This window comes from Niastella koreensis GR20-10, assembly GCF_000246855.1.
Lineage (GTDB): Bacteria > Bacteroidota > Bacteroidia > Chitinophagales > Chitinophagaceae > Niastella > Niastella koreensis.
The window spans coordinates 3,877,052-3,899,400 of the sequence record NC_016609.1; the positions used below are offsets into that span (position 1 = coordinate 3,877,052).

11 protein-coding genes are annotated in these 22,349 nt (G+C 46.8%); all 11 read right to left on the reverse strand.

Annotation, left to right across the window (positions count from 1 at the left end; all coding sequences use genetic code 11):
* Positions 1–12: 12 nt before the first annotated feature.
* Positions 13–3,402: a SusC/RagA family TonB-linked outer membrane protein gene (locus tag NIAKO_RS15110; protein ID WP_014219318.1), complete on the reverse strand. Its 3,390-nt coding sequence runs from the start codon at positions 3,400–3,402 to the stop codon at positions 13–15.
* A gap of 351 nt (positions 3,403–3,753) precedes the next feature.
* Positions 3,754–4,929, reverse strand: a complete 1,176-nt coding sequence (locus tag NIAKO_RS36800; RefSeq protein ID WP_014219319.1) for a FecR family protein — start codon at positions 4,927–4,929, stop codon at positions 3,754–3,756.
* An 88-nt stretch (positions 4,930–5,017) separates the two neighbouring features.
* Positions 5,018–5,608 carry an RNA polymerase sigma factor gene (locus NIAKO_RS15120; RefSeq protein WP_014219320.1) on the reverse strand — a complete coding sequence of 197 codons (591 nt, stop codon included), beginning with the start codon at positions 5,606–5,608 and terminating at the stop codon, positions 5,018–5,020.
* 354 nt (positions 5,609–5,962) lie between these two features.
* Positions 5,963–7,219, reverse strand: a complete 1,257-nt coding sequence (locus NIAKO_RS15125) for a TlpA disulfide reductase family protein (protein ID WP_014219321.1) — start codon at positions 7,217–7,219, stop codon at positions 5,963–5,965.
* Positions 7,220–7,229: 10 nt separating this feature from the next.
* A complete protein-coding gene (locus NIAKO_RS15130; protein WP_014219322.1) occupies positions 7,230–8,669 on the reverse strand; it encodes a SusD/RagB family nutrient-binding outer membrane lipoprotein in 1,440 nt (479 codons plus the stop codon).
* A gap of 10 nt (positions 8,670–8,679) precedes the next feature.
* Positions 8,680–11,859 (reverse strand): SusC/RagA family TonB-linked outer membrane protein, encoded by a 3,180-nt coding sequence (locus NIAKO_RS15135; RefSeq protein WP_014219323.1) that lies wholly within the window; start codon positions 11,857–11,859, stop codon positions 8,680–8,682.
* A gap of 269 nt (positions 11,860–12,128) precedes the next feature.
* Positions 12,129–13,913, reverse strand: a complete 1,785-nt coding sequence (locus tag NIAKO_RS36805; protein ID WP_014219324.1) for a TlpA family protein disulfide reductase — start codon at positions 13,911–13,913, stop codon at positions 12,129–12,131.
* Between the two features lie 4 nt (positions 13,914–13,917).
* Positions 13,918–15,333 carry a TlpA family protein disulfide reductase gene (locus tag NIAKO_RS36810; RefSeq protein ID WP_014219325.1) on the reverse strand — a complete coding sequence of 472 codons (1,416 nt, stop codon included), beginning with the start codon at positions 15,331–15,333 and terminating at the stop codon, positions 13,918–13,920.
* Between the two features lie 6 nt (positions 15,334–15,339).
* Positions 15,340–17,874 carry a zinc-dependent metalloprotease gene (locus NIAKO_RS15150; protein WP_014219326.1) on the reverse strand — a complete coding sequence of 845 codons (2,535 nt, stop codon included), beginning with the start codon at positions 17,872–17,874 and terminating at the stop codon, positions 15,340–15,342.
* A gap of 69 nt (positions 17,875–17,943) precedes the next feature.
* Entirely contained in the window at positions 17,944–20,454 is a 2,511-nt protein-coding gene (locus NIAKO_RS15155; RefSeq protein WP_014219327.1) for a zinc-dependent metalloprotease, read from the reverse strand.
* A 217-nt stretch (positions 20,455–20,671) separates the two neighbouring features.
* On the reverse strand, positions 20,672–22,339 hold the full coding sequence (locus NIAKO_RS15160) for a PKD-like family lipoprotein (RefSeq protein WP_014219328.1): 1,668 nt from the start codon (positions 22,337–22,339) through the stop codon (positions 20,672–20,674).
* Positions 22,340–22,349 lie beyond the last annotated feature (10 nt).

Genomic DNA, 22,349 nt, shown 5'->3' on the forward strand with positions numbered 1-22,349 from the left:
TACACTTTAAAGTTAGAAAACGCATTTCATCCCTACTGTAACGCTCCTGGGCTCAGGACTGCCCGTGAGATAATCCGGATCTATCTTTCCTGGTGCTGCCTTCCAGATAAAGCCCAGGTTATTGCCGATCAAATAAAAACTCATCGCCTGCAGCCTGCATTTCTTCAGCATGGTTGCAGGAATACTATAGCTCAACGACACATCGTGCAACCGCAGCTGATCTCCTTTTTCTACCAGCACCTGGGTGTTGCTGTAAAACAAATTCCTGGCAGGATCAGTATTCAGCGAGGGCACATAGGTGTTGGTTTCATCTCCCGGGTGCTGCCAACGCATGGAATAATCATCCAGGCCTGCCGCAGACGCATTTAATGGCTCGTTGTAGTTGACCGAGCTTCGCCTGAAATAATATTTTGCTTTAAAGATCAGTGTAGCCCCGAAGGTAAACCGGCCATACCCAAGGGATGTATATAAACTGCCAAAATAAACAGGCACCGACGAACCGGCACGCAAAAGACTATTAGGAGAAGAAGACTGAATGGAATCGTAGTTCTTGCTCAACTGCCCATTCAGATACCCCCGGGGATCACCGGCAGTATCCAACCCACCCCACTTATAAGCGTACAGGGAGTAAACTGATGCGCCAGTATTCGGGCTTAAAAAGCCAGCATCTGTATAATACCAGGCTTCTTTAAAAGGGTTATCATAACGGGTAACCTTATTGGTGGTTTTACTGATCAGCAACAAATTATTCAGCCGCCATTTACGGCCAAAGGCATGATTGGTTGCCAAACTGAAATCGAACCCGTTGCCTACCATAGCGGCATTGTTACCCCAGAAAAAGCTACTGCCCAGGGTCGGGTCCTGGGCGCCCGGCGCCAATAATAAGGTTGACTTCCGTTGATAGTATTCAAAACTTAACTCCCATTGCCGCCTCCGGTCTGCCAGTTCTATGCAGGCATTAAATAAACCGCTTCTTTCCCAACGGAGATAAGGATTATCGGGATTGATAATTTCCATGGGAATGGCATTATACCGGTTGGCTGGCCCCGCTACAGCAGTAGTATACGCCGTGGTCCGTTTGTCTACATTACCACTATAGCCAAACGAGGCCCGGATAGTGCAGTAAGGCAAAAATGAAAAAGGATAAAACGATTCATCCCCTGCATTCCATTTCCCCCCTATAGAACAAAGCGGAATAGTCTGATTATTTGTTTTCACCCCAAACAAATTGGATTGATCCATGCGCCCGCTGACCGTTACCATATACCGGCGCCACACGGTAATTGCGGCATTCAAAAACACAGAAGGATAAAAATCAAAACCGGAACCGGCATGATTGTAATTAGGGACCAGGTCAGTGGAACTATTATCGTAGAACAAGGGATAACGCGCATCGAATTTTGTCCCCGGAGTAGCCCTGTTGAGATCGCCAAAATACCCGAAATACCGCATCACGGAGCTGTCGGTTTTAAACTTTGCATACTCCACTCCACCTAATGCCGAGATGCGAAAATTCCGGTGTTTATTCCATTCATAATTGATCTGTAAACGCGCTTTATTGGCGGTGTATTCATTGGTTTCCAGGTCCAACACGCCGCCCAACGGAACAAGATATTGCGCCACCCCGCCGTTATTCACAGCAAACCTGTTTTGTAAATTGCGCGCATAATAGGAAGCCGCTCCCTTGAGCGTATTTATTTCATCTGAACCCTCCTGGCGTTCATAGATCAGCAGCACATTTAAATTACGGGAAATATTTAATTTACCTGTAAAGGTCAACCGCGTATGCCGCCCTTTTTTAAAAACTGCATTCGCCCGGTATTCCTGCCAGGGACGGTAAGCCCAATCCTGTAACACGTTCTCCACACTGGCCTTATAGGAGTCTTTCAGATCACGCGGAACTTCTCCGGGACCACCATTTGCATTCTCCAATTCAGAATAGGGATACAAGCCGTCGGGCATGGGATGTACCCTGGACCGGTTGTCGGTAAAGAAACCCTGAATGCCGAACTCGTAGCGACGCTTACTGTAGGTGAGATTACCGGTTACCGTGGTTCGCTGGCGGTAGGAATTTACCTGGGTCATCTTTTCATTTTCAAAACCACCGCCTACATAGTATTTCAGGTTTTCAGAGCCACCGGTAAGGCTCAGCGTATGCCGGTTGATTAATCCTGGCTGATACAACAACCGGTTCAGTTCATTGCGTACATCCTTTGCACCCAATTGTTCCAGTTGTGCATTCTTTTCCTTTTCGGTAATAAGCCCCATTTTTGCCTGTTGCAGTATGTCCACGTCCGGTGGCACCAACAAATAGCTGGAGTTCAGCATGTCGTCATAAAAACCATGCACAAAAAGATTACTGTTGAGGTCAAGATATTCTTTTGAGCTAAGCGCCGGCAGGTACCAAAGGTCGGGCTTTGCCGTTACGGTAAGCGAACTGCCCAGTTCAAGGATGGGTTTCTGCACGTCACTTCCCTTTTTGGTGGTCAGCACCACTACCCCATTACCGGCACGAGCCCCCCATATCGAGGTGGCTGCCGCATCCTTCAACACGGTAATGTTTTCGATGTCGTTGGGATTGATATTCGCGATATCGCCATAGTAAGGCAGGTTATCCAGCACATACAAGGGCTCCGTATTGGCCGAGATAGTGCTTTGCCCGCGGATAGAGATAAACGGAAGGTTGGTGCCCGGCATGCGGTTCTTGTTCAGCAGGAGGCCCGGCGCCCGGCCTTCCATTTTGGTGAGGATGGATGTAGCAACCTGCCGTTCCAGTGTTTTTTTTGAAATGGTGGCGTAAGAGCCGGTGGCGCGTTCTTTGGGGAGCATCTGGTAACCCGTGTTGATCCTGATGACAGTATCCTGTGTAACGGGATTGATCTTTAATTTAAATGTATCCTTCGTATTACCATACTGATAATGGGTCTCAGACTCATACCCTATACAACTACAAATGATAAAAGGATTACAGGTGCCTTCCTTCAGGATAAACTCCCCGTTCTTATTTGTTTTACCAAAACGATTGGCGCTTGTTACCGTCACTCCTTCCAGGGGTATACCTTCCCAATTGGTTACCTGCACCGTTACGTCACGTGGAACCACCATAATAGTGCGCGGTGACAGGTTATATGTTACAGGCTGATTTTTGAAGATGGAGTCAAGTACCTCTACGAGCGTAGCATTGTCTATATTGATATTGACAGGAACCGTGTAATTCTTACATTCGGCATCCATTATATACCCCAGTCCGTTACTATTAGCCAGATCCCGGATCACAACAGAAAGGGATTTGTTGCTATAGCGAACGGAGATGTAATGCGGTGAAACGCGCTGTTGGCTTTGGCTATACCCTGCCGTTTCTGCAAATAAGCAAAACACGGCAGCAATCAAATATGTTTTCATTGGCCCTAACCTTAACCGACTGGCCGAACAGCAAATTACATTGTGATGTGAGATCGCAAATAAATCTGCCCCCGACAAGCAGGTTATTTTAGTAAATAAAGAATGTTTAAAAAATTATCAACCACCTCAGATCGCTCTTGCCACCTCCTGCGAACCTTTGCAGGCCCGCAGGGATGTGAGAGCTGTCATTACTACCAATTGAAACAAATGACAGGAAGGATAAGGGTCACTGTCGGAAAAGGTTAAAGCTTAATAGGATTGGCGTAAGCCCAAAGTTTAAATGGCTAAGGATTTGATGGAAGACTCATTAGATGCAGCATTGCTCCGGAGTTAAGGTTGTTATGGTAATGGTTAAGGTTTTATAATTATTTTATTGCCTTCTTTGATAAATCTTATACCGGTGCGTTCCTGTAAAACCCCCAGAATATATTCTACAGGATCCTTGCGGTAAAAGGTGCCGTCAAAGGTTTTATTTGGCAAATCTCCTTTGTATTCCACATCGAGGTTATACCTGCGTCCCAACTGATCGAGGATGGTTCTAAGATCATCATTCTCGAACAGAAAGGCGCCATTCTTCCAGGCTATGGCCTTTTTTATCGCTGATGAATCTGTAACCTTCTCCAGTTTCTTCTTTCTGGTAAGCACCGCCTGTTCGCCCGGTTTCAGGGACAGGTTCTGTTTACCTGCCGTCACTTTCACACTTCCTTCCAATAAGGAGGTTTTTACATCTTCATCCGGATAGGCCTGTACATTGAACCTGGTGCCATAGACCTGTATTTTCATACCCGATGCATGTACATAAAATGGGCGGGCGTCTTTTGCCACTTCAAACCAGGCTTCGCCATTTATCGATACCTGGCGGTCGTTACCACCAAATGCCGCGGCAAAGAAAACTGTAGAGGCGCTGTTCAACACTACTTTACTGCCATCGGGCAACCGCAACCGGTAATACCCGCCCCTCAGCGTTTGCACGGTATCAGGTAGTGGGATGTCGCTACGCCGGGCAGACGAGTATACCAGTTCACTGTCGTTCTTGGTTACGGGCACACCACTTGAGTACGCCACGCCATTCTTTAAATCGTCGAGAGATACCGCCAGGCCGGCAGCCCGCTTCCAAACTGCTTTTTCAGATTTAGGTTCATTACTGGCATATTGTGTTTTGGCCGGGGCAGGCGTAACCGTTGCAGTGGTTTGGGCCGCCGGTTTAATAAAGAAATACCAGGCCGCAATACCAGCAAGTGGCAGCACCACTGCAGCAACCCTGGCATATCTTTTCCAGCCAATACTTTTATTGTTGAAGTGGTAAGCCGCTTTTATTTGCTGCCAGGAGGCAGGCATATGCCTGTCAGCTTCCTCCAGCTTTTTTACTTCCGCCTCCATTCGCGGAGGATCCATCATTTCCTCAAAGAGCTTTTGTTTGCCCGGCTCCTGAAGAATCCGGTTTAGTTCAAAACTTTCTGTTTCGGAAAGGTCATGTGTCAGGCGCTTGAATGCTAATTCAGCTAACCTGTTGTTCGTAGTAGCCATAATGGTGATATTACCTGTTACCTATAAAAGAAAAAAAATCAGCTGCTACTTCTCATTTTCCTGTAACTTTTTTTTAAAAAAGATGGGATTACTTAGGCGGGTGAAACAGAAACAATATGATTATCATATTCTTACCTACAAATATGGCTTGTAGTTTTTTAATAGCCCGGTCCTTCCGGTTATATACCAGGCTGTCCTTTACTTCTAAAATGCGGGCTATTTCAGGGCATTGCTTTCCTTCAAAAAAGTATTCTTTTAAGATCAATTGGTCCGCAGCTGGCAGGGTTTCCAGTTTTTCTTTAACCAGGCTGTAAAATTCAGCCTGGACCATAGCTTCTTCAACAGGCGCTTCCGTGTCCGACACTTCAGACAAATCGGTTATGGCCCGGCGCCTGTTATCGCTTTTAATAAAGTTCATTTTGTTCTTACCCGCCCAATACACTCTCAGAAACAGGACTTTTACAATATGGCCAAAGTCTTCATACGCCTCCTCTTTTTCCAGAAACTTCAAAAAGACATCCGTGACTGCATCATTGGCATCATGCTCATCATCCAGGTACTTTCTGGCTACCAGGTATAATTTGGGGTACATCCATTCAAAAAACTTATTAACGATAAACTCATTCCGGTTAATGATCCCACGGAACATGGCTTCTTCATCATTCAGAAAATCCTTCATAGCGACTGCTAATTTGATGTTGCATAAAACATTCCTCCGGCCTGTTAAAAGCCATAGGAAATAATAGTTGGAACGTACAGGTCCAAATACACCATCACGTTAAATTGGTTGGAATCGAAAGCGGGAATCTATGTAGCTATTACATGAACAACAGGTTGACCTAAGTCCGAACGGACGCAAAGCTAATAAAAACCAGTATAAAGTGTGTACGATTTTTATGAACAGGATTGCCAACCAGATACGACCCATTGATTAACAACGGATACAGCCTTCGCGCAAACGCAAAAAACGTCAGAAACTGACATAAGTACACTAAGTATGTGCACCGTGTTTACACCTTTGACCATTCACCACTCACCCTTCTTTTAAGAGCGCAGTGATGGTCTCCTCAAACTCCTGTTTGAAGGCTTCATAATATTTTCCGGTTGCCGGTCCGTCAAGGCCGGTATGGATCTTTCTGACATTTCCTTTTTTATCGATGAAAATGGTAGTGGGAAATGCTTTAATGGTTTCCAACTGAGGTAAGGTTTTCTGTGTTCGCAAACTGTCATTCACGGCCACACCGGTTACCAGGAATGGATATTGTACACCAAATCTCTTTTGAAACGGCTCCAGTGCTTTTTTCGATTCGGTAAAATCTGTAGTGCGTTCATAGGCCAGTCCGATGATCTCCAGACCATCTTTCCGATGCTGTTTATAATAGGCGCTTAAGAAAACAGTTTCATCCATACAGTTGGGGCACCAGGAGCCCAGGATCTGTACCACCACTACCTTATTCTTATACAGCGCATCCTGAATGGAAACCGTATCGCCATTGGTGGAGAGAAAACGGAAACTGAGTCGATTTTCGCCCGGCTTTAATTTTGTTTGCTCATAACCATCCGGTAATTGTACGCGGGCATTCCTGCGGGCCGTCCAGGTTTCATGACCGGCCAATCCCGAATAATAATCAGCCCGGGTTATGGTGCTGTCATTATCCAGTTTGGCAGTAAATAAAATGGCATGGCCGCCATCAAAACCTGATAGCTGTAAACTATCACCGCCAATGATCCCTTCCAGGTACCGGTAATCGCCAGTGGGTGTTCTGAAGGTGCCAGTTACTTTACCAGTACCCGTCTGTTCAAATACACCAATAACATTTTCCGTCCTTCTCCCCTTTCCAAAAACGGCTTCCCAATTACCGGCGATGTTGTAAGCGGGTTTGGCCGGCGCAGTGTAGCGTTCACTGTTTCCATACACCGCAAAAAACGGGATCTCCTGTTTTTTATCGCCGTAACTCTTAGTGTATACTCCTTCCAGGTTGCCATCGGGCAATACCCTGGCGGCGAAACGCGCCGCAAAGAAGGGCATAACAATCCAAATGCTATCTCCTTCCCTATTTACACTATCAACCAGCAGGCGTTCGCTGCCATTGATTACATACAGCAGTTGTTTATTCTTTTCCACTGCCGTGGTAAAATTGAAAACGATCTGCTGTCCATCGGGCCGTTGCAATACCGCCCGCCAGGTACCTGTTTTCAGAAAAGGCTTTTTATCACCGGCAGTAAAGGCCGTTAACAGAATAGCCATGAGCAGCATTACGGTGAGTAAGGTGGTTATGTATTTTATCATAACTGGTAGTTTAATACTTATCGAACCATAATTTCGTCAGCAAATTATCTGTACCCTGGTTGGTTACCGCTGCTTTATAATTATCGGCATTCAGCGTTTGTTCTGAACCGGGATAGATCAACCGTACCGGGATCTTTTTATCGAGCACACCGGCTACAGCAGGAGTCAGTTGCGGATAATCGAGGCGGCGCCATTCGGCAAATGCTTCCAGTCCCTCGCCATATAAAGCGATCCATTTCTGTTCACCGATCGACTTTTTATAATTCGTTGCGTCATATTGTACAGCAGTCTGGCCTAAGTAATTACTAATGGCAGTTGCATCGGTAATGCCATATTGATTGAGCGAAGCGGTAATGGCTGCTTTATACAAAGCGCTGGCATCTTCAGTGGTGAAGCCCCTGGCGGCAGCTTCTGCCCGGGCAAACAACACTTCTGAATAGCTCATGATCACGGCCGGGCTTAACGGCGCAAAGAAGTAAGAACCAGGCCGGGAAGTTTTGGCCAGTCCCAGGTTATTGGCATCGCTGGTGGTTAACCCGCTTGGCACCCCTACATAGGTAGTAACAGTTGCATCGGTGGGTTTATTGGCAAATACGGGGATGCGGGGATCGTTCAACGCAGTTAATTTATCCAGCATGGTTTTGGCAATGCGGAACTCATCCCTGGTATCGAACCAGGCGCTGATGGGGTTCTGCTGGGGCGAGGTGCTGTAAACAAATTGCGCAGTTTCTGTATTGCTGCCGATAAGGCCGCCTGCATCGCTCAGCACTTCTGCAATGGTTTGTTTTGCTTTTTCCGGCTCCTGGTCAGCAATCCGTAATGCGATGCGTAACCGCAAGGCATTGGCAAACTTTTTCCAGCGATCGGTCTTTCCGCCATAGATCACATCGCCGGTAATGGTGTTACCCGTTGTGGTCAACGCGGCAGATGCGCTTTTCAGTTCATCCAGCAATCCAAGATACACGTCCTTCTGGGTGTCATAAGCCGGTGTAAGGCTGTTTTTAATATCACCTGCCTGTTTATAGGGAATGTTGCCGTAGGCATCGGTGAGCAAACTGAACACCCACGACCGCAGGATTATAGCCACGCTTTTATAATTCACATTTGCCTTTTCATCGGGCAGTTTAATAATGGTATTGAGGTTGGTAATACTTTGCGCGTAAGCAGTATTCCAAAGCGAGGTAAAACTGCTGTTGGAAAAGATATACCGGTCGGGTTCGGTGTATTGAATTTTCGCCCAGTGCTGAATGATCAACAGGGAGGAATTGAAATTATTATCTGCACCCCAATACAGATCGGCAGTGATCTTCTGCGCGGCAGTAAGCAGGTAATCGGGTTGCGGGTTTTCGGCAGCATTGGGATTTTTGTTTATCTCAGCCAGGTCTTTTTTACAGGATGCGGTAACTATCATCAATCCGCCAATAACTATCCAATGTATGTTTCTGATCATGTTGCTGTAGTTAAAATTTGAAGTTGATGTTCAGGCCATAGCTTCTTACCGTGGGGTTGCCCAGGTCTTCCAGCCCTTGTGCATTGCTATTGGTAAATGCTGTTTCGGGATCAATATTGGGCACGTTCTTGTGAATGATCCAAAGGTTGCGGCCAACCAGCGAAACGGTAGCGCTTACAAATTTTATCTTCCTCACCAATCTGGCGGGGATGGTATAGCCCAGTTTTACTTCGCGCAGTTTTACATAATTAGCGCTGTAAATAAATTGCTCCTCGATACTCCTTGGCGCTTTATAATACTGCGAGGCGGGAATAATGGTTGTATTGGCGCTACCGGTACTGGTCACCCCTTTCCAGATCATTCCATCATCATACACGGTTTCGCCTCCAGGTGCATTACCGCCTTTGGGCAGCGCCACGGTACCATTGGCTTTATTGTTATTGGGATAATAATAATTCAACCCACCATGTTCGGCGTCGCGGCCGGGCAGCGTCATGGCCAGTACACCGGTATAACTGCCGGTTGAATTGGAGCCGGCAAAAAGCGATCCGCCAATGCTGGCATCCACCAGGAAGGATAAGTGAAAATTGTTGTAAGAAAAACTATTGGTGATGCCGCCGATCCAGTCGGGCGTGAATTTGCCCAGGGCTTTTTTATTGGGATCGGCCTGCGGAATGCCGCTGTTGTTCACCACGATATTGCCTGCCGCATCGCGCAAATACGCATTCGCAAACAGGGTACCATAAGCTTTGTCAACCGCAGCCACCACCTGTACGCTCCGGTACGAACCCAATACATAGTTCTTCAAAAGGCCTTCATTGTCCAGCTTTACCACCCTGCTTTTATTAGCGGCATAGTTCACATCAATATCCCACTGGAACGTTCTTTTTTTAACCGGCGTAACGCCCAACTGTACCTCAATGCCTTTGTTATTGATCTTGCCGGCATTCAACAGCTTTTGGGTATACCCGGTAGTAGCACTTACATCCATTTTCAGGATCTGGTCTATGCTGTTGGTATTGTATAAACTTACATCCAACCTTACGCGGTTGTTCCAAAGACCAGCTTCAAAACCCAACTCGGTAGAGTTGGTGCTTTCCGATCTCAGGTTGGCATTCTGATCGGTGCCGGTGGTAGTTAATTGTGGGTTGCCATTGAATGGCGCATTAAAATTGTAGGTATTTATCAACTGGTAAGGATCGGCATCGGCGCCCACCTTCGACCAGCCGCCCCGGATGCGGGCATAATTCAACACCGGGCTTTTAAGTTTAAATGCTTCCGTGAGTACAAAGCTGGCGTTTACGCTGGGATAATAATACGACATGTTTTGTACCGGCAGCGTGGAGGAACGGTCGTTACGTGCTGTAAGATTCACGAACGCGTAATTCCTGAACCCTACCTGCGCCGATGCAAATGCACTGATCGTTTTTAAGCGGGTATACACGTTCGAGGAAACCAACGGGTCTCTTGAATTGGCGAGCGTATATATTTTCGCTACGGCCAGCCGGGGCGCCACCTGGTCGTTCTCTTCAAAATACTTCGACCGGATATTTCCACCGGCCAGCACATCGAGGCTAAAATCAGCATTGATGTTCCTGTTATAGCGCAGGGTGGCTTCTGTATTGTTCTCATTCACAGTAAACGCATCTTCTTCATAGGAGCCATAGGGTGTACCATTGGTGCCATAGGCAATCCTGAGCTTGCGGCGGTCGTTGTAATAATCACTGCCCGTTCTGAAACTGAAGTTCAGTCCGTCAAGGATGGCATAGTCGAGTTTTACCGCCCCAATAAGCCGGTTGCGCCGCTGGCTTACGGTATTGTTATAAGCTACCCAAAACGGGTTGCTGTAATAACTGTTGTTCCAGTTATAGGTTCCGTTGTTGGCATCTTTATTGGTACGCAGGTCATTAACATCTACCTGGCGGCCAAACCAGGTGAACTGCAACATGGTGCTGGTGGCTCTTTTGCCCGACACCCCGGGTAAATTAGGCGCATTGTCCAGGATGTAATTGGCGTTCACGCCAATCTTTATTTTGGAGGTAACATTGAACTGGGCATTGAAGCTTACATTGTTTTTGCGGGCCTCACTGTTGGGCTCAATCCCGGTTTGTTTTTCATTACCAAAGCCAACGCGATAATTATAATTTTCGCCGGCCCCTTCCAGGGCAATGCTGTTATTTAACAACACACCTGTATTGAAAAAGTCCCGTACATTATTGGGATGCGGCACAAAGGGCGCCGGCACGCCATTGGAAAAATACTGCGAGATCAGCTGTCCATCCATTTTGGGGCCCCAGCTTTCATCCACGTAATCATTCACGCCTTTGCTTCCGTCTACCCAACTGAATTTCCCTTCTGCGCCCTGGCCAAATACATTCTGGTATTCAGGCAGGATCAGCAGGCTCGATAAGGTGGTGTTGGAATTGACGGTAACCCCTACCCCCTGTTTCTTTTTACCGGTTTTTGTTTTTATCAGGATCACCCCATGCGCTGCTCTCGAACCGTACAGGGCCGCCGCATTGGGACCTTTCAAAACACTGATGCTCTCGATGTCTTCCGCATTGATATCGGCTATCGCATTGCGATAATCCCTGGAGCCGCCGGCGCCGAGTTGGGAGTTGTCTACCGGAATATCATCCACTATAAATAAAGGCTGGTTATTGCCATTGATAGAAGTTTCGCCGCGGATAATAATGCGGGAAGAACCCATATCGCCCTGGGTATTGGTAACCCGTACGCCGGCCACCTTCCCGGCAAAAGCATTTACCAGGTTCGATTCTTTGGCGTCGGAGATATCGGCTGTTTTTAATTCCTGGGTAGCATAGCCCAATGATTTTCGCTGGCGCGACACACCCAGCGCCGTTACCACTATAGCGTCCAGTGATTTATTGGAAGGGATCAATTCGATCACCAACTGGTCGGTGGCTGAATCAATATTAATTTGTTGGGTTTCATACCCCACGTAAGAAATGGTAATCAGTGAATTTCCTTTAACGGCAATGGAAAAGTTGCCATTGGCGTCTGTTACGCTGTAAATATTTACTGTGGCGCCCAACACGGTAACGCCGGCCAATGGGGCCCCGGTTGTTTTTGACTTAATAACGCCGTGCAGGGTTTTGGTTTGTGCAGCTACAAACAGAGGCACTACTCCCAACAGGACAAATGCAATGCATGTGACGATCCTTATCATTATATATAATTATAGGTTAGCAGTCATATTACCTGGCAGGCAATACAAAATGGCGCTTCCATTCAGGAAGTTCTTTCAACATGCATTCATTCAAGGGAAATAAACCGGGAATACCCGGTTTTGATGTGAGGAAGACAGCACAAAGATATACTTTGTAAAAGTATTGTCAAAATTATTCTACCTTTATAGTAGACTAAACTAACGGCAATAAATTAAAAAGCCACCTGATGTGCAGGTGGCCGATATAAAGGACAAGCAAGCAATCGATCTCAACTGGCTTTTGCCGCCAGGGCTTCATCCAGGTATTTTTTAAGGTTGTTCTTATCACTTGGACGTGGAAGGCTAATCTCTTCCCAGCGGCCCTGTTTATCAATCAGCATAAAGCGGGGGATGCTGTTAATGCCGTACTTGCGGGCAAAGCCCTTTCCGAAATCGTCCAGCAATTGCACCCCGCCGAGTTTTTCCTTTTGAACAAGACCTAACCAGGCATCTCTTTTTTCCAGCTTGTCGGTTGAGATCCCTACAAAGACCATATTCTCATTGTTCTTATATTCTTCTTCCACTTCCCGTAGAAAGGGGAATTCCGCCTTACAGGGACCGCACCAGGTGGCCCACACATCGATCAACACTACTTTACCTTTGAAGTCCTTCATGGAAACCAATTTACCCGCTGTGTCTGGCAAAGAAAAATTCCAGGCCGATTTACCAAGGTAGGCCGTATCGCCCAGGAAGTTTCCATACGCTTCTTTGTATCTTTTCTTTGCTTCCGGCGTGGTGGCATATTTTTCCAATGGACCAAACGTAGCTTTAAACTCCCGCAGGTTATTTATCTCGGTGCTTTTTAACTGATCGTTCAGGAAAATGGCGCGGAGGGTGTCGTTGGGTATGGCTTTTATCATTACCTGTAAGCGCTCTGCGATGGTCAGCTGATCTTTTTTGCTGTCCTCTATAGTGACCAGACTAAATTTCGTGAGCAGGTCGAGATAGTCCCTGCCCTCGCCTACCTGCATGATCCTGGAAGAGGTAACTGCATTGCGCAATAAAGCATCTTTAAAATAAACAGGTACATCTCGAAACTCTTTAGGCATTCCAACATATCCTTTTGCACCTTTCACGGATGCATAAAAGAACAGTTTCATGGCGGCGAACTGGTTGTCTACCGCCATAACTGTTTTCAATAAACGGTTGAAGGTTGCATTCGGTCCAGATACCAACGACATAAAGTTTTTGATGGCCGGTTGTAATTGTTTGTAGTTTGCCGTAAATGCATCAGGATCCAGTTTACTGGCATTCACGATTGTTCGCTCATAACCCCAGTTGGTAATAGGTTCTATCAACCCATGCCACTGTGCCAGCAGGTCGTTTTCTTTATTGGTTTTCTCCCATTGCAATTCGTGGCTATCACCTTCAATGAACAGGCTTAAAGAATCGCCCGGTTTGGCATAGATCCGTTTGTGCCAACCCAGGTTGCCAATATAGTAAAACCCTTCTTCAGTGATGGGGATATGAAAATAGAAAGCTGGTCGCCTGGCATCGATGTTCAATGTTTGCACAGGCTGTAACTGTCCGTTCACTACTTTGCTCAATGTTAACTGACCTGCAGTCAGGCTATGTTTGAGTTCACCAGTAAGATTAAAGGAAGAAAACGGCTTCAACGTTTTTACCACTGTAACCCCGGTCATGGCCGTCTGATCGAGAACAGATGGTTTTATGGAATAGGCCTCCACGCCGCCGGCCTTAGGTTTTATCGGGTACGACATCACATTCTCCAGTTCCATTCTGCGGGTACCCTGTTTATATAATAACACCTTCATCAGGTACTCACTATCCTCTACCACCGGGAAACGCACCGTGAAACAATCCTGTGACTGGTCTTTAAATGATTGCACCACTGCAATCGATCTGTTCGTGCTTTTCTCTACAATGGTGATCTCCGCTGTTGCCTTTTCGGTAAAAACTCCATTAATGGTAGCGTAATCACTTTGCGCAGAGAGAGATTGCAGGCCGCCAAAAAAAAGTATGAAACCGGTAATGATTGTATAAATACGTTGCATGCTGTTAATTAGCTGTATTGGAAAGGGTTTGATCGATCAATTTCTTTAAGCCGGGGGTTGACGGTCTTGGCGCATCTACCGTAATAACTGTTCCTTCTTTATCGAACACCAGGTAGCGGGGAATACCGCCAATTTTATAATAGCTCATCAGGTCGCCTGTAGGTTCCGATAACAATTCCATGGTCTTATACCCTTTGTGGGCAACAAAAACTTTCCAGGGTTCTTTTTTAGCAGCACCATCAACAGATACACCCAGGAATACGATGTCCTTCCTGTCCTTGTATTCTTCCGCTAATTTTTCATAAAAAGGTTTTTCCTCCAAACAGGAAGCGCACCACATGGCCCACATGTCAATTACCACCATCTTACCTCTGAGGCCAGCCAGTGTAACCGCTTTGTTGCGGGTATCGGGCAGGGAGAAATTGTAGCCTGCGGCGCCTTTTGCAAAAACCGTCAGCTCATCCTCCTTTATTTCATAAACCTCATCGTAACCGGTTTTGGTGAGCAGCTCTTTGTATGGTTCTATATCAGTTTTGAACTTTTCATAGCTTGTTACCGTCTTCAGATAACTGGCGGCATAAGCGCCTTTGATCTTCTCGCTACCGATCTGGTTCATTTTCTGCGCAAATGGCACAGCCCACCATTGAAGGGTACCTGTTGATTGCGCTGATTGCCGGTAACCTAAGATATAGTTCACGATCTGCAACCCATGTTCGGAAGCCAGTAAACCCGCATCGTTTAACTTCTCGGTTAACAATGAGCTATAAAACAACTGGTGCTTTGCATCGGTATCACGGTCGCCATTCATGCGTTCAGTAAAGAAAAAGAAAGCGCCTGCTTTCACAAATTGTATATCGGCATCGATCTTTGCCGTGAACAGGCGATTAAAATAAGCATCTGCGCCGGCACTGGCTTTTTTCAGCGCTTCACCCTTACGTACAAATGCTTCATACGCAGGAAAGAAATCTTCCCTTTTAGTCCGGGCAGAGCCCAGTTTGCAAATATTATTGAGCAGGCTTGTCCATTCCTGCAGGTAGCCCGTTTCTTTTTTGGGGTTCACTATCTGACAACTGTCAAAGTCAATACTTTTATCAGTAACGTATACCTGAACAGATTTATCATCACCTGGCTTCAGATACATACAGTAATTAAAAAAAGAAGAATGAGCGCCTGCTTTACGCAGGTAATAAATCCCCTCCTTTTCCGCTTCAAACGAAAACGTGCAGCTATTTTTATCATCCAGCCATTTAAAACCAAGGCTTTGTGCTTCGCCGTTTGCCACCCGGTAAAGGAACACGGCACTGCCGATCTTTTTATTCAAATGGCAGGTAACTGTAGTTTGCGAACCGGCTCTTGTGTAAACAGCCGTCAACAAACAGATCAGCAACATGGTAAATCGTTGTGAGAATATTTGACTCATACCAATTTATTTAAATCGTTTATTCAAACCGGTTTCTATTCGTTCTAAAATATAACGCAAGTGGTTCTGAGAATCTTTATCTTTTATCATCGGGAGCGCTGTTTTGATCTCCCCTTTTAATTTTTCCAGGTGCAGGGCCAGATAAGAACCTACATCGGAACCGGTAGTTACCGGCAATTCTTCTTCCATTTTGGGACCGCCCATGAGCAGGTAAAACAAGTGTGAACCTTCTTCGGCCTCCTTTATATTTTCAAACAAGCTGTTTACATAATTCTTCTGCAGGTTGCGGCGGTAGATACTGATGGGCTGTTGCTTCTTTAATTCGCTCCATATCCCATTCTTCACATCATCGAGCAACTCGATCATTGTATATACGTTCTTTTTACCAAAGCGTTGTTCCGTTCTCAGTAAAGAACTAAACACCCGGTCGGAAAATATTACATCCAGCACCCTTCCCTGAACCGTACCTACACTCCCCATCCTGGTTGGACTGCCTATTTTATTAAGAATGCTGTTGTTCAGCAGCCACTCCGGGGTGGTAAATACCTCCCGGTTTAAAAAGGCAATGGCTTCTTTTTGTTTTTCTTTCGGGAACGGCGTGTACACATCGCCAATTTGTTCGTAGGTTTTCCAGGTTTCATAAACCCCGGCTACGTTATTGGCCACATGTAAAGCATATCTTAAGTATTGACCGGCTACAGCGCGGTAGAGATCGAGCTGGTTGTTGTACAGGTCATTGTCTTCTTTTGTCCACTCTGCCAAATGGTTCATCACATACTTCAGGTTGCGGATGCCGTAGGTATTCGCCTTCATATTATCATCGCCCACATCTTCCGTTTGGCAGCGGGAGTCGTGGTTGAACCCTTCCCCGCCAAACCATAAACGGGGGTTGGCATTCAGGCTGTCCACAATCCATTTTGTATTGATCTTGCGGTCTTCTTCGTCGTTTTCGGCCCCGATATAGGTATACCCCCATTTAATGGCCCACTTGTCATAGTCGTTGATGCGGGGCATTAAACCGGCTTCGCCAATACTGTCTTCAGGCTGCGCCACATAGTTAAAGCGGGCATAATCCATGATGGAATTGGTATGGCCATGTACTTCCACCCATTTTTTATCGCGCAGTTTTTCAACCGATGTAAGGCTGCTGCTGCCCATGTTATGGCGCAGCCCAAGCGTATGCCCTACTTCGTGACTCGAAACAAATCGAATGAGTGTTCCCATGAGGGAATCGCTGAATTTCATTTTGCGGGCGCGTGGATCGTTGGGACCAGCCTGGATCATGTACCAGTCGTGCAACAACTTCATTACATTGTGGTACCAGCCTACATAGCTTTGCAACACTTCGCCGCTGCGTGGGTCGCTAATGTGAGGCCCATACGCATTGGCCACTTCCGACGGGAAATACCGGATCACTTTATAGCGGGCATCTTCCAGGCTCATGGTGGTGTCGTTCTCGGGCCATTCTTTTCCAATGATCGCATTTTTAAAACCGGCTGCTTTGAATGCTTCGTTCCAGTCATTGATACCCGCAATAATATACGGCCGCCATTGTTTGGGCGTGGCGGGGTCTACATAATAAACGATGGGTGCTGCAGGCTCAACCAATTCACCGCGTTTGTACCGCTCCAGGTCTTCGGGTTTAGGTTCCAGGCGGTAGCGAACGATACAAATTTTAGTGTTCACTTTTTGTTGTGCATCGCTGTAATCGTTGTAATACGCATCTGCAAAATAACCTACCCGCGCATCGAAGCGGCGGGGTTGCATGGGCTTTGAGGGCATGAGCAAAATAGAAGTACTCATTTCGAGTGTTACAGCGCCGCCAATTCTGGCCGCCTCCAACGGGGCAGCTGCCGGCCGTCCTGACGCGGCTTTCGGAGCAGCCCCCGAGGCGGAATAGGTGCGGGTCATCTTAATTTCCAGGTTAATGGGATAGGCAGCCACGCTTTTCACAAAACTTCGGTCGGTTGCCATTGCACCTAATGACAGATTTCGCTTTACTTCTTCAGATGGTATAGTAAAAGAGTTTTCTTTTTGCAACAGATCGGTCACCTCTATCACCGAGGAATGCCCGTTCATGCCCCTGGCTTTTACATCAAAGAGCACAGCTATGGGATCTACATTCGCATTCCTGATGGCGGTAGAAATAGTATTCACCGAATCGCATTGATTAACGGTTGCCACCACTTTCAACGCGATCTTGTTATTGTGACCTTTGTCAAAAGAGATCGTTCTGGTGTTCATCACCTCCCCGCCAAATTTGGGGCTGCCGCCGGGCACTTTTACCAGCCAGGTGGTCAGCAATAATTCACGGCCCAGGAGGGAATCAGGTATCTCGAAATAATATTTATCGTCGTTCTTATGAATATAGAACAATCCTTTTTTAGTAGTTGTCTTTGCCGTTACGATCGCCTTGTAGGGATCAACAATCGCTTTAACCACCGTATCTGCCGCGGGAGCAGACGCAGCCTTTTTAATTTGCTGCGCCATAACACCGTTGGCAATCAAAACAACCATTACTATGATGAAAAATCGCGCCATTTGTTGTCTGTTTGTAAATGCTAAAAAAGTAAACAGGGTACGGGTCAATTTATATAGTTCTGCGACTGATTAATTTTTAGGATGCAGCGCACGACTGATCTTTTCTGAAATGTATTTCAGGTGTGCCAGCGTCATCGCATCTGTACAAAATGGGATGGCCGCTTTACATTGTTGTGCTATTTTATCGAGATGCAGACGCACTACAGCCGGGATATCGGTGTTGGTGAGATCCGGCGAAGTGGAATTTGGCTCGGGCGCTTTGGCGGCCGCCTGCAACACCTGAAACAGGTTATCGACCAACGCTTTTTGCAAAGCCCGGCGATTGAAGCCTATTTCCACTGGTTTCGTACGCAGTTCGCTCCACAACCCGGTATTCAGGTCGGTGAGCATTTCATCTACGGTATAGGTTTTTTCTTTTCCAAACCGCATGGTTTCCATCGTCATCCGGTACAGGTGACCGCTGCTAACACAGTAGTAAAGGGCATTCTCCTGCAATCGCTGGATCATTTCCTTTCTTACCGGCCGGCGGAACTTATTCAATACATTTGGCTCAAATAACCACGTTGGGGTTTGAAACACTTCTTTTTGTAAAAAATCGATGGCCTGCTTTTGTGCCGGTTTAGGGATCAGGGTATATACATCACCGGGCTGCTCAACCGATCTCAGGTTTTCACTTACTCCACCCAATTGTGAATATACATGGCGGGTAAGCATGCCATACCAGTCGCAGATATTTTCATACGCGGCGGCGGCATTGTCGTACATGTCCATGTCTTCTTTTGTCCAGGTTAACAGGTTAGCCATAACCATCTTCAGGTTCTTCAGTCCGTACTCACTGGCTTTTACCGGATCATTGCCCAGGTCTTCGGTTTGTGCCCGGGGGTCTGACGGATCATTGGGAAGAAGACTTGTTTCTGCACTGAATTGCAGGTTATTCCCGTTGCTTTTTGCATTCAGCAACCATTGCTGCACCTGCTTTTTTTCTGCTTCAAAATCATTTATCCCGGTGTAGGAATATCCATATTTGATGGCCCATTTATCGTATTCACCAATTTGGGGAACAAGTCCTTTGGGTGAAATATGGTCGCCTGGCTGGGCTACATAATTGTAATGGATAAAGTCCATAATGGAAGCGGAGAACCCGTTTGCTTCCACCCATTTGTTATCGCGGAGTTTTTCAACTGGCATGGCATTGCTGCCTGCCAGGTTTGCCCTAAGTCCTAATGAAGCACCTACCTGGCGGCTAATTTCAGCACGCACCAGGGAACCCATCAATTCATCGCTGAATTTTACACTACGGGCACGGGGGTCGGTAGCTGCTGCCTGTACAAAATACCAGTCGTGCAGGCTTTGTAATTTATTGTGCGACCAGCCAATATAACTTTGTACTATTTCGCCGCTGCGGGGGTCATATACCCGGGGCGCATAGGCGAAAGGTTGTTCGGAAGGAAAATAACGGATCACTTTATACCGGGCATCTTCCAGGCTCATGGTACTGTCTTTACCCGGCCATTCTTTAGCCATGATAGCGTTTTTGAAACCGGCCGCTTTAAACGCTTCATTCCAGTCATTCACACCGGCAATAATATAAGGCACCCATTGTTTGGGCGTTGCGGGGTCAACGTAATACACAATTGGGGTAGCGGGTTCAACCAGCTCGCCCCTTTTGTATCTATCCAGGTCAGCAGGTTTTGGTTCCAGGCGTTGCCGAACGATGAAATTCCGTTCTTCCACTTTTTGCTGGCCATCAGAAAATACCCGGTAGTTTTCTGTATAATAACCCACCCGCGGGTCGGCATAACGGGCAGCCATGGGTGTTTCGGGCAGCAGCATCATAGCCGTGCTTAATTCAAACGTAAGCCCAACGCTGGCCGACACTACACCTGGTCCGTCTGACCTGGTTTCGCCATCGGCGCCGCCGGCCATCATACCGCCGCCTGAGCTGAATGTTTTTACTGTTCTTATTTCTATGTTCTGCTGGCAGGGATTTACCGAAACAATAAAGGAGCGGTCGGCAGCAGACCCGCCACCCAGGAACATGCCCTTTTTAGCCTCGTTGCTGAAGCCGGTTATGTTATTGTCTTTTAAAATAAAATCGGTCACCTCTATCAGCGAGCTTTTATTGTCCTTACCACGGGCCTTTACGTCCATCACCATTATGATGGGGTTTACCGAAGCATTGTGCACTGCTTTGGCAATGGCGTCGCTGGAGTCGGCCACAGCTACCATGGTGGGCACCCGCATATACAATTTATTGTCGGCAGCTTTTTCAAAGGAAACAATGATGCTGTTCACCAGTTCACCACCGAAACGGGGACTTCCCGTTGGCACTTTTACCAGGCGGGTAGTGAAAAGAATTTCCCGGTTCAGTAAAGAGTCGGGGATCTCAAAGAAGTATTTATCCTCCTGCCGGTGCACGGTGAACATGCCCTGCCTGCTGATCGTTTTGGCATTGATGATCTCGGCGTATGTTTTTACTTTAGCTGGTTCCGCTTTCTTTACTGCAGCGCTATCCTGTGCAAGAACCGGCGATAAACCTGTTGCAAGCAATACAGAACCGAGCAATTTGTTTAACCTCATGGTCGCTTATTGAAAAATGAAATAAATGTTATTAGTAATGTGGCCTTTAAATTTACGTTACTACAGAGGTGCCTGGGGGCCGAAAGGGACCAACCAAAATAATTAATTGACGAAAAACAGCGCCACACTGACCAAGTAGCAGGCAGCTGTGAAAAAACAAATACCCCAACACTACGGTCGGGGCATTGCCTCTCATAAGAAACTGGGAAAACTCAAATCACTGACCTAAACCTTTTTTAAACGTAATGTCAACAATTTTATCAAACCCGGTATATACCTGGACGGGTGTGGGGTTTAATACACCGTTTATATCGATGCTGAAAAAATATACCTTGTTACCGCCGCCACTGGCTGTTTCATCGGTTGTTACAACCAGCACTTTACTTTCCGTTGCCGGAGCTGACAGGTATTCTGACTTAAACACTTTCATGACACCGATCTTTGTGCCTGCCGGAAAATTAATACCGGCCGCAGCTGACGTGGAGGCTGCGCCTGTTTGCACAGTACAGGTATAGACAACATCATTCGTTACATAATAAAATTTGTCTTTGGTCACTACATGGGTAGGCACCGCAAACTTTTGAGCAGTATTGATCCCTGTTACGTTGGAAGGGTTCAGGTAAAAGCGGCCGCTCGTATTGTTGTTCAGGTACCCTGTTGGAAGCGTGGGCACCTGGTACAACCAGGTTGAATCGTGGCCATCATTTCTGAAAAAGCAATCATATAAACAGCCGTTTGAGGCAGGTAATGGCAACACGTTCTCGGCATATTCCAGGTTACGGCCGATATTGTTCATATCGAACCCGGAGGCCGCCGGCAGCAGATCGGAAGCCTGCCCGGCAAAAGCCGCCAGGTGCTTATTAGGCACATCCGCTATATTGGGTAACAGGGTATTGGCGTTTGCGCTGTACAGCAGGAAGCATTTATTGGTTTGATCGTACAGCGTGTAGGCATAACCCGCGGTACTGTTGGCAAGCATTACATAGGGCGACAGCGTCCAGCTGCCGAGATAAGGCGCACCGAATAATACCGGCGGGTTCTTAATGGTAACGCTGGAAATAACACGATTATATAACTGGTTGTTGTTGATCAGGTATTCATAATTACCGCCACTCACCACGCCATTCACCTGGAAGTTGGGTGCGGAGTTAACCACAAACCAATTGTCGTTGGTGCTGGAATCGGAAAAATCGTATGACCGCACCTGCAATCCGCCGCCGGGATAAAAGAAAGAGACCTTCTGTGACCCTACCGACGAATTATAACTGAGCACGTTCACTTTATTGGTACCAAAAGGTAATTTGTGCCCATTGGCCAGGAAATACACGTTGTTGTAAATGGAGCCTCTTGTTGCCCCATCCCGGGTGGTGATCACAGAAAGATCGCTGCCATTGGCCTGCTGCTGCAACACGAGCCATCCTTCATTCCCCCAGGGAGAGGTGGATACATTCAAAGAAAATATTTTATAGTACGACACCCCCGTTGTATTATCGGTGGCCTTCACCACCAGGTTGTACAACCCCGGCAACAGCAGCACCCGGGCTGTCAATTGCCTGGTATTGCCAATAACATACAGGCCTGGATTTCCATTGCTGCTGTTTTTTTGTGTTACCAACCAGGAAAAGGAAAGATCGCCTGATTCCTTTGTTTGCGACAACAGCACATTCACTTTCAGGGTATCGCCCTGTTTTACTACCAGGGAATCGTTATTAATGACCATCAACCGGTCGGCATTGACCGTGTCGGTTGTAATAGTAATGGCATTCACGGCCGAATAATTATAATTTCCCAGGTCTCTTTTGCAGGCTGCCAGCGTTGCCATCAGGGCGCCGCACACCCCAATCAGTTGTAAAAGCCTTTTTATAAAGATCGTTTTATAGCTCATCGCATACTCA